The 10,338-nt window shown below is 31.6% G+C and carries 12 protein-coding genes and 1 pseudogene; 12 read left to right on the top strand and 1 reads right to left on the bottom strand.

Annotation, left to right across the window (positions count from 1 at the left end; translation table 11 throughout):
• Positions 1-731: 731 nt before the first annotated feature.
• From rpmH to EL082_RS11815, 11 genes are all read left to right on the top strand, one after another.
• Complete coding sequence (rpmH, locus tag EL082_RS11865) at positions 732-869, top strand: 50S ribosomal protein L34 (protein WP_000240855.1); 138 nt, start codon at positions 732-734, stop codon at positions 867-869.
• 222 nt (positions 870-1,091) lie between these two features.
• Positions 1,092-1,439: a ribonuclease P protein component gene (rnpA, locus tag EL082_RS11860; protein ID WP_002466372.1), complete on the top strand. Its 348-nt coding sequence runs from the start codon at positions 1,092-1,094 to the stop codon at positions 1,437-1,439.
• A gap of 152 nt (positions 1,440-1,591) precedes the next feature.
• Positions 1,592-2,971 (top strand): tRNA uridine-5-carboxymethylaminomethyl(34) synthesis GTPase MnmE, encoded by a 1,380-nt coding sequence (gene mnmE / locus EL082_RS11855; protein WP_103286101.1) that lies wholly within the window; start codon positions 1,592-1,594, stop codon positions 2,969-2,971.
• Positions 2,972-3,052: 81 nt separating this feature from the next.
• On the top strand, positions 3,053-4,930 hold the full coding sequence (mnmG, locus tag EL082_RS11850) for a tRNA uridine-5-carboxymethylaminomethyl(34) synthesis enzyme MnmG (RefSeq protein WP_015365426.1): 1,878 nt from the start codon (positions 3,053-3,055) through the stop codon (positions 4,928-4,930).
• A complete protein-coding gene (gene rsmG, locus EL082_RS11845) occupies positions 4,930-5,649 on the top strand; it encodes a 16S rRNA (guanine(527)-N(7))-methyltransferase RsmG (protein ID WP_002466393.1) in 720 nt (239 codons plus the stop codon). Before mnmG ends, rsmG begins: the two co-directional genes overlap by 1 nt.
• 42 nt (positions 5,650-5,691) lie before the next feature.
• The gene (noc, locus tag EL082_RS11840) at positions 5,692-6,531 is read left to right on the top strand and encodes a nucleoid occlusion protein (protein ID WP_002451543.1); all 840 of its coding nucleotides are present in this window, start codon (positions 5,692-5,694) and stop codon (positions 6,529-6,531) included.
• Positions 6,532-6,721: 190 nt separating this feature from the next.
• A complete protein-coding gene (locus EL082_RS11835; protein ID WP_002451542.1) occupies positions 6,722-7,081 on the top strand; it encodes a DUF3147 family protein in 360 nt (119 codons plus the stop codon).
• A 16-nt stretch (positions 7,082-7,097) separates the two neighbouring features.
• A complete protein-coding gene (locus tag EL082_RS11830) occupies positions 7,098-7,493 on the top strand; it encodes a DUF3147 family protein (protein WP_002466371.1) in 396 nt (131 codons plus the stop codon).
• Positions 7,459-7,998, top strand: a complete 540-nt coding sequence (locus tag EL082_RS11825) for a TetR/AcrR family transcriptional regulator (RefSeq protein ID WP_002466380.1) — start codon at positions 7,459-7,461, stop codon at positions 7,996-7,998. Before EL082_RS11830 ends, EL082_RS11825 begins: the two co-directional genes overlap by 35 nt.
• A gap of 240 nt (positions 7,999-8,238) precedes the next feature.
• Entirely contained in the window at positions 8,239-8,808 is a 570-nt protein-coding gene (locus tag EL082_RS11820) for a helix-turn-helix transcriptional regulator (RefSeq protein ID WP_103286102.1), read from the top strand.
• A gap of 83 nt (positions 8,809-8,891) precedes the next feature.
• Complete coding sequence (locus EL082_RS11815; protein ID WP_103286103.1) at positions 8,892-9,470, top strand: NDxxF motif lipoprotein; 579 nt, start codon at positions 8,892-8,894, stop codon at positions 9,468-9,470.
• A 59-nt stretch (positions 9,471-9,529) separates the two neighbouring features.
• Here the strand turns inward: EL082_RS11815 and EL082_RS11810 are convergent.
• A pseudogene (locus EL082_RS11810) lies at positions 9,530-10,113 on the bottom strand (YIP1 family protein).
• Here EL082_RS11810 and EL082_RS11975 point away from each other — a divergent pair.
• A complete protein-coding gene (locus tag EL082_RS11975) occupies positions 10,043-10,234 on the top strand; it encodes a hypothetical protein (protein ID WP_180991086.1) in 192 nt (63 codons plus the stop codon). The pseudogene EL082_RS11810 and the gene EL082_RS11975 sit on opposite strands and share 71 nt — an antisense overlap.
• The last annotated feature ends 104 nt before the right edge of the window (positions 10,235-10,338 follow it).

Here is a 10,338-nt window from a genome sequence, read left to right as displayed (position 1 = left end):
AAATAACTCCATCTTTCTCAAAATTTTTTAGTTATACACAAAAATAACACCCGTGGATAAAAATAATCACAGCATGTTAATAATTATCCACAAGTTAATCACAGACAGTGGATAACTTAAAGCACACTATGATTTATGCACAGCTAATTTGTATATAAATCTAATAAATAAATCCTTATAAAATCAATGATTAAACGACTTATCCACACAATTATACTTTTTCAGTAATATAGATGTCAAATGACTGTGAATATGTTCGTAAAAGATGTGAAAACTTGTGAATATCAACCGAATTGTCCACAAATTTACAATAATGCTATGTTGATAAGTGGATAACTTCGCACAATATTCATAATCGTTAAAAAATGGAGATTATAACAGTTTGGGAAATAATTTATAAAGCTGTATGAAAAATGAATATCCAATAAAAGCTAAATAAATTTGGGAGTGGTTAGTTTGATAATTAATATAGAAGAATCAATTTAAATGAGCTTGCTTTATAAGTGGTAATTTGTTATATTGTAGTAGTTGCTTGAAATATGACTAGATAATAAGTATATTAAACCAAGAATTTCTTATAGCAGTCAGTTAATAAGAGGAATCTCTTATGTATAAGTTTGTTGCTATTATATTAATAGTTACTCCACTTTAACAATTATCTATCTATAAATTTAACAGGGCTTTGATCCTGGAGATGTTAGATAACTTAATAAAGATGGAGGTGTTTTTACATGGTAAAACGTACTTATCAACCAAATAAACGTAAACATAGTAAAGTTCATGGTTTCAGAAAACGCATGAGCACTAAAAATGGCCGTAAAGTCTTAGCGCGCCGTCGTCGTAAAGGCCGTAAAGTTTTATCTGCATAAGATCACTGACTCATCAGTGGTCTTTTTTTTCGTTTTGAATACAGTAATTTTATTCAAACATTAACAATCAAATGTAGTATTGATTGTGTTAATTGATAGATGATAGAGAAAAACTTTTGACTGAAATCAGCGTTTTCAATATAAATGCTGGTTTATTTTTAGTTAAATTTTAGATGGTTTATAATACTAAGGTAAGAGAATTTGATAAGCGAGTGATGTTTGGTGGAAAAAGCGTACCGTATAAAGAAGAATGCAGATTTTCAAAAAATATATAAAAGTGGAAAGTCTGTCGCAAATAGACAATTCGTAGTATATACCTATGATAATAAAGAACAAGAACATTTTCGCTTAGGAATTAGCGTTTCAAAAAAATTAGGTAACGCTGTTACTAGAAATAAAATTAAGAGAGCGATAAGAGAAAATTTTAAAGTTCATAAACAAGATATTATAACGAAAGATATTATTGTGATTGCAAGACAACCAGCTAAAAAAATGTCCACTTTAGAAATTCAAGGTAGTTTAGAACATGTACTTAAAATAGCTAAAGTATTTAATAAGAAAATTCAATAGGGTAGGGGAGCTAGTTTTAGACGTACGTAAGTCTAACTTCAGACAACCCGAAGTCTAACCTATATATTTCGAACAAGATAATAGCTTTTTGAAATGAAACAATTTACAATATAATATTGAAAATTTACTTGAATAAGGAGGCCAGCCTAACAATGGACTTTGATACAATTACTAGTATTTCAACGCCAATGGGCGAAGGTGCGATTGGTATTGTGAGACTTTCTGGTCCACAAGCAGTTGAAATTGGAGATAAACTATATAAAGGTAAGAAACCATTAGCAGAAGTTGATTCACATACAATAAATTACGGTCATATTATTGACCCAGAAACAAATGAGACAGTTGAAGAGGTCATGATTTCCGTCTTAAGAGCACCTAAAACATTTACTAGAGAAGATATCATTGAAATCAATTGTCATGGCGGTATTTTAACTATCAATCGCATATTAGAATTAACAATGACGCATGGCGCTCGAATGGCTGAACCAGGTGAATATACAAAACGTGCATTCTTAAATGGAAGAATTGATTTATCTCAAGCAGAAGCAGTAATGGACTTTATTCGTTCTAAGACAGATCGTGCTTCAAAAGTAGCGATGAATCAAATAGAGGGGCGTTTAAGTGATTTAATTAAACGTCAACGTCAGTCAATATTGGAGATACTTGCTCAGGTTGAGGTAAATATCGATTATCCAGAGTATGACGATGTAGAAGATGCGACCACAGAGTTCTTATTACAACAATCTAAAAATATCAAACATGAAATTAATCAACTATTAGAAACAGGTGCACAGGGTAAAATAATGAGAGAAGGTCTCTCCACTGTTATTGTAGGTCGCCCAAACGTAGGTAAGTCTTCAATGCTAAATAACCTTATTCAAGATAATAAAGCGATTGTAACGGAAGTAGCCGGTACTACAAGAGATGTATTAGAAGAATATGTTAATGTCAGAGGTGTACCACTTCGTTTAGTAGATACAGCAGGTATTCGAGATACTGAAGACATAGTAGAGAAAATAGGTGTTGAACGTTCACGTAAAGCACTGAGTCAAGCTGACTTAATCTTATTTGTGTTGAATAATAATGAAGCACTCACGGAAGATGACCAAACGTTATATGATGTTGTTAAAAATGAAGATGTAATTGTAATTATCAATAAAACAGATTTAGAAACACATCTAGACATAAATGAAGTTAAAGAAATGATTGGTGACACACCACTAATCCAGACTTCTATGTTAAAACAAGAAGGTATTGATGAATTAGAAATACAAATCAGAGATTTATTCTTTGGTGGAGATGTTCAAAACCAAGACATGACTTATGTATCTAACTCACGCCATATTTCATTACTTAAACAAGCAAGACAATCAATCCAAGATGCGATTGATGCAGCCGAATCAGGTATACCAATGGATATGGTACAAATCGATTTAACACGCACTTGGGAGATTTTAGGTGAAATTATTGGCGAATCTGCAAGTGATGAATTAATTGATCAGTTATTTAGTCAATTCTGTTTAGGTAAATAGCGAATATAAATAGGGAAGTTAATCCAGTAGGGGTATATTTCTCAGACAAATAGATGAATGTTTAATAAGGAGGTTCAACAATTGGTTCAAGAATATGATGTAATTGTAATTGGTGCAGGCCATGCTGGAATTGAAGCAGGTTTAGCATCAGCAAGACGTGGCGCTAAAACATTAATGTTAACAATCAATTTAGATAATATTGCCTTTATGCCATGTAATCCATCAGTAGGTGGCCCGGCTAAAGGGATTGTTGTGCGTGAAATTGATGCATTAGGTGGCCAAATGGCTAAGACAATAGATAAAACGCATATCCAAATGCGTATGTTAAATACAGGTAAAGGACCAGCTGTTAGAGCATTACGTGCACAAGCTGATAAAGTGCTATACCAACAAGAGATGAAGAATGTTATCGAGGATGAAGATAACTTAGATATCATGCAAGGTATGGTAGATGAATTAATTATTGAAGATGACGAAGTTAAAGGCGTACGTACAAATATCGGTACAGAGTATCGCTCTAAAGCAGTGGTTATTACGACTGGTACATTTTTACGTGGTGAAATCATCTTAGGTAACATGAAGTACTCCAGTGGTCCAAACCACCAATTACCATCTGTCACATTAGCAGATAATTTAAGAGGATTAGGTTTCGAGGTGGTACGTTTTAAAACAGGAACACCACCACGTGTTAACTCTAAAACAATCGATTACTCAAAAACTGAAATCCAACCTGGCGATGATGTAGGACGTGCTTTCAGTTATGAAACAACAGAATATATTTTAGACCAATTACCATGTTGGTTAACTTATACTAACGACAAAACACATCAAGTGATTGACGACAACTTACATTTATCTGCAATGTACTCTGGAATGATTAAAGGTACAGGGCCAAGATATTGTCCATCAATCGAAGACAAATTTGTACGTTTCAATGATAAACCACGTCATCAATTATTCTTAGAACCAGAAGGACGTAATACTAATGAAGTATACGTTCAAGGATTATCAACAAGTCTACCTGAACACGTTCAAAGACAAATGTTAGAGACGATACCTGGATTAGAAAAAGCGGACATGATGCGTGCAGGTTATGCCATTGAATATGATGCAATTGTTCCAACTCAATTATGGCCGACGCTAGAAACTAAAATGATTAAGAATTTATATACTGCTGGCCAAATTAACGGTACATCAGGTTATGAAGAAGCGGCTGGCCAAGGTATTATGGCTGGTATTAATGCAGCAGGTAAAGTATTAGGTAAAGAAGAGAAAATCTTAAGTCGTTCCGATGCATATATTGGTGTACTAATCGATGATTTAGTGACAAAAGGTACAAATGAACCATATCGTTTATTAACATCACGTGCAGAATACCGTTTATTATTACGTCATGATAATGCTGACTTACGTCTTACAGATTTAGGACATGAGCTAGGTTTAATTTCAGATGAACGTTATGCGCAGTTTAATCATAAGCGTCAACAAATTAAAGATGAAATCCAAAGATTAACAGATATCCGTATCAAACCAAATGACCATACACAATCAGTGATCGAAGCAAATGGTGGTTCTAAACTTAAAGATGGTATATTAGCTATCGATTTATTACGTAGACCTGAAATGACATATGATACGATATTAGAAATCTTGGAAGAAGATCATCAATTACCTTCAGAAGTTGAAGAACAAGTTGAAATTCAAACAAAATATGAAGGTTATATCAATAAATCATTACAACAAGTTGAAAAAGTAAAACGCATGGAACAAAAGAAAATTCCTGAAGACTTAGACTATAGTAAAGTTGATAGTTTAGCTTCAGAAGCTAGAGAAAAACTAGCAGAAGTTAAACCACTAAATATTGCGCAAGCTTCAAGAATTTCTGGTGTTAACCCAGCTGATATTTCAATTTTACTTGTATATTTAGAACAAGGAAAACTTCAAAGGGTGAATCAATAATGAGTATAGAATGGCTATCTGAGAAACTAAAAGAAAACAACATCGAATTATCGAACACTCAAAAAGAACAATTTCAAACATACTATCAGTTACTTGTTGAATGGAATGAAAAGATGAATTTGACAAGTATTACGGATGAACATGAAGTGTATTTAAAGCATTTTTATGATTCAATCACACCAAGTTTCTATTATGACTTTAAGGGTTCATTATCAATATGTGATGTGGGTGCAGGTGCAGGTTTCCCAAGTATTCCATTGAAAATCATCTTCCCTGAGTTGAAAGTGACAATAGTCGATTCATTAAATAAGCGTATCCAATTTTTAAATCATTTGGCGGACGCTTTAGGTCTCCAAGATGTGAGTTTTGTGCATGATCGTGCAGAAACCTTTGGTAAGGGAGACTACAGGGAGTCTTACGATATCGTTACTGCCCGCGCTGTTGCGCGTCTAACTGTACTAAGTGAATTGTGTCTACCTTTAGTTAAAAAAGGTGGCCAATTCATAGCTTTAAAATCATCTAAAGGTGAAGAAGAGTTAGACGAAGCTCAATTTGCAATTAATGTATTAGGTGGTAATGTTAAAGAAACCTTTAACTTTGAATTGCCAGAAGAAGCGGGAGAAAGACAAATGATTGTCATTGATAAACGACGACAAACATCTAAGAAATACCCAAGAAAACCAGGTACACCCAATAAATCTCCTTTACTTGAGAAGTAAGATATGATGATATAGAAATGAATGAGAGGGAGCGAATGGATTATGAAGAAACCTTTTTCAAAATTATTTGGTTTAAAAAACAAAGATGACATCATGGGTTCTATTGAAGAAGACCGAAATAATAATGTTGAGTCCATTCATATTGAACGTATCGTACCTAATCGTTATCAACCTAGACAAGTATTTGAACCAAGTAAAATACATGAGCTTGCAGAATCAATTAAAGAGCATGGATTATTACAACCTATTGTAGTAAGACCTATTGAAGAAGATATGTTTGAAATCATTGCAGGTGAACGCAGATTTAGAGCAATGCAATCTTTAAATATGTCTCAAGCAGATGTCATTATCAGAGATATGGATGATGAAGAAACTGCAGTGGTTGCATTAATTGAAAATATTCAACGTGAAAACTTATCTGTAGTAGAAGAAGCGGAAGCATATAAAAAGCTACTTGAACTTGGTGATGTGACACAGAGTGAGTTGGCGAAAAGTTTAGGTAAAAGCCAAAGTTTCATTGCTAACAAGCTACGTTTACTAAAATTAGCACCTAAAGTCATTACAAGATTAAGAGAAGGTAAGATTACTGAACGACATGCACGTGCTGTACTCGTATTATCCGAGGAGGATCAAGAAGCATTAATTGAACAGGTCATAGCTCAAAAGCTTAATGTGAAACAAACAGAAGATAAAGTACGTCAAAAGACAGGACCTGAAAAAATTAAAGCACAGTCATTCCAATTCTCACAAGATGTAACGCAAGCAAGAGATGAAGTAGGTAAAAGTATCGAAGCAATACAACAATCTGGCTTACACGTTGAACAAAAAGATAGAGATCACGATGATTATTATGAAATTAAAATCAGAATTTATAAGAAGTAAGTAGCACTCCTTTTGTCATTGAGATGAAAGGAGTTTTTATTATGATTTAATATTTATAGAGAGTTCAAACTAGCTAAGTAATAATTAGAAAATTAGGTCTATTGATTTTATTGTTTACAATTGATAAAGTGCGTTTTACACTAAAAGTAAACGAAACGTTTCGTTTAATAATTAGAAAAGAAGGATTATTGTGTTCGGAATATCTATATCAAGTGCGATACTTCATTTTGTAATCGGTGGATTTGCGGTTGCTTTAGCATCAATTATGGCAGAGAAAGTTGGCGGTAAACTAGGTGGTATTATAGCTACAATGCCCGCAGTCTACTTAGCAGCAGTGATAGCATTAACCATAGATCATGAGGGCGATGAACTCATTAAAATGTCTATGCATTTAAGTACAGGCGCGATAGTAGGCATTATATCGTGTATTTTAACTGTATTTTTTACCTCAATTTTTATTTATAAGAAAGACTATAAAAGTGGTACAGTATTTGCCATATTGTGTTGGCTTGTGATTTCTGTGGCGATTTTTGTAGTAAGACATATATAAAAGGAGGTACATTTTAATGAAATTAACAATTATTAAATTTTTAGTTGGTGGATTAGCAGTATTAATTAGTTATATCGTCTCAGTGGTACTTCCTTGGAAAGAATTCGGAGGAATATTTGCTACTTTCCCGGCAGTATTTTTAGTATCTATGTGCATTTCTGGAATGCAATATGGTAACAAAGTGGCAATGCATGTGAGTCGAGGAGCAGTCTTTGGTATGACTGGCGTTCTGTTTAGTATATTAGCAACATGGGCAATGCTCAATGTAACACATATGTGGTTGCTTAGCATTATTGTTGGATTTATAGTATGGTTTGTAAGTGCATTTATAATATTTGAAATCGTGGAGTACGTAGCACGTAAAAGAAGGGAAAAATATGGCTGGAAGACCGAAAGACCCAACAGTAAATAAAAAAATTTATGAAGAAATTAATCGTTTATTAGAAACAACACATTTTAAAAATATGACGATAGATCAAATTGCAGAGAATACAAGTGTTTCTAAGGCAACGATATATCGTCGTTGGAAAGACAAAGAGTCAATGATTGTAGATATGTTTGTAGATCAATCACGAATCATTGAACCAGAATATGATAATCTGTTTGATAATCTATATGATTTCCTAATTAAAGTTATGAAAATCTATAAGACACCATTAGGAAGTGCTGTTATTGAAATATTGATAAGTAATCAACAGACAGAAGCACGAGAAAAATTTATGAGAGATTACTTTGAACATAATAGAACGATTTTAAAATCCATCATTAGTCAACATATCGAAGAAGACAATCAAGATTTATTCATTGATATCATATTCTCTCCTATCTACTTCAATATATTAATCAAACCGCAGTCTCTGACAGAAGCATATATTGAGAAAATGTTAAAAATGATATTAAAAGCATATGAAGTATAGTTAAAGTTCGATAGCGTTCCTGAAGAAGGAGCGTTTTTATTTTGAAATAATATATAAAGGTAGTCTAAGGTAAGTCTTTCAAATACTGTTATGACAAGGTGTAAAAACATTTTGACAGAACAATTAATGAAAATGTAAATCAAATTTGGTAGTTTTATTTTAAAGAAAACGTTTCTATATGAGTATCACTTTAAAGAAAAGTGAAATACTTTTTTACTAGAAAATTAAGGAGACAGAAGCATGAATATAAGCCATCAAATTAAATTATGCCGTGAAAATAAAGGATATTCTCAAGAATATTTAGCTGAGAAACTATATGTATCTAGACAAACTATTTCGAATTGGGAAAATGAACGTAGTTATCCTGATGTCCATAATTTAATAATGATGTGTGAGTTATTCAATGTGTCACTGGATGATCTAGTTCAAGGAGAAATTCATATGGAGCAAAAAGAGTTAGTAAAAAAGAAGTTTGATTTTTGGACGTATATAATGTTAATACTTCTGATAGGTTCACTTATATTATTGGGGCCCTTAATTGTGTATTTAAGTTGGTGGGGCTTTGCTATATTTTTATTATTGTATTTGGTCGGGATATTTGCAGGTGGAAATGTTGATAAAATTAAATATAAAAATGGCATGGATAATTATGATAGAATTGTTGCTTTTATGAATGGAAAAGATCCTAATGAAGTAAATGTTAGTAAACGAAGAGCAGTCATAACTGATATTATCATTTTTATTTTGGTAAGTGGTGGCTATGGAGTAATAGGAATGCTAAGTATTTATTTAGCTTTTAAATTTTTATAAGTGAAATATAAAATATTTTTACATTTTAAAAACCCTTTGATAGCATATATTTTAATAATAAATATAATATAAAGGATGGTTGCATGCGTTATAAAAAGCTAACAGCGATATTACTTACGTCATTTTTGATATTAGGAGCATGTTCCGGACACGATGATCATGAAAAGGTAAATAAAAATGACGATGAAAAGTTACCACCTATTCCTAAGAAAGTGTTTGTAGATCAACAATCGAATAAGCAATTATCTGAAAAGGAATTAAAGAATAGTATTAAGACATACTTAAATACGAATAAGGATTTAGCAGACAATATTACTGATTTAGGTTCAGAAACTAAACTCAATAAAAAAGATAAAAAGAAACTAAATAAATTACAACATATGTCTAAAGAAAATGACCAAAACTTTGAAGATTATATTAGAAAAAATGAGTTACCAAAAGGATATAAAAAGGGCACGGAATTAACAGGAAAATATACTAAAGAAACCAATGAATATTTAAATCAATTAACTTCAAAATTACAAAAGTTAGATGAAAAAGATACAAAAGAAATCGATAAATTAAATTCAAAATATAAAGATAAAGTGAATGGTAAACAACAGAAGAAAGTAGAGAAGTTCTTAAAAGATAAAGATATTGAAACAAAAGCATTTGAAAAGTAATTCAATATAATCAATAAAATTCCCAGTTCCGAAGCGGTTCTGGGAATTTTTAATATTGATTACATACCAGATAAACTTTGCATAGAATCCTGCATACCTGCACCAATTAAGCCAGAGCCAATAATTAATACTAAGGCAACTACTGCAAGAATAATAGATGCTTTCTTTGAGAGATGGCTAGTAGCGTAATAAAGTACACCGGTTAAGAATGCTTTTAATAAGTTAGTTAAATTGAAATTTGCTAAATAGGCATTACCTTTATTAAATATATTTAAACTGTCTAATTTATAATCAAAGAATCAATGCCAAATAATAAATGGATAGCGGATACAATTAAAGTCCAAATATTAATAATGATTGAATAGGATAAAGTAGCAGAAATAAGGCTACTTGTTTTAACATCAGATTTAAATATTTTTGAAATGACTAAGAAAATTAAGAATGCAATCACTGAACTAAATAAAATTCCAAAAATACCAGATATTATTGTAATAGTCATTACGGTTGTTTTATTCGAGTCATTGATGCCATTCTCCTTCATAGTATCAGGTGTCAATTGGAGTTTACTTAACATGAAACTCATAATAATTGCTAAAACAATAAATATGATTAACTTTACAAGCCATTTTGGATTTTGTCGTATCTTTCTAAAATGGTCTACAAAAGGTAAGTTAGATTATGATGCTTCAGGTTGTGTTGTATTCGTTTGTTCCATATATGTATCTCCCCTTATTGTTATTTTAATAACAGAATATCATTATTAAATAATTTTTAAAATATCAATTTTTATTTTAAATAAGTATAAAAAATAGAGTAAGTAAAAGAAATACAAAAACTTTTTAATTATTATCAAACTTAAAATAAGCTT

The sequence above is a fragment of the Staphylococcus warneri genome, assembly GCF_900636385.1.
Taxonomy (GTDB): domain Bacteria; phylum Bacillota; class Bacilli; order Staphylococcales; family Staphylococcaceae; genus Staphylococcus; species Staphylococcus warneri.
Note: the sequence above shows the minus strand (reverse complement) of the source record. Positions and strands in the feature narration are given on the sequence as shown.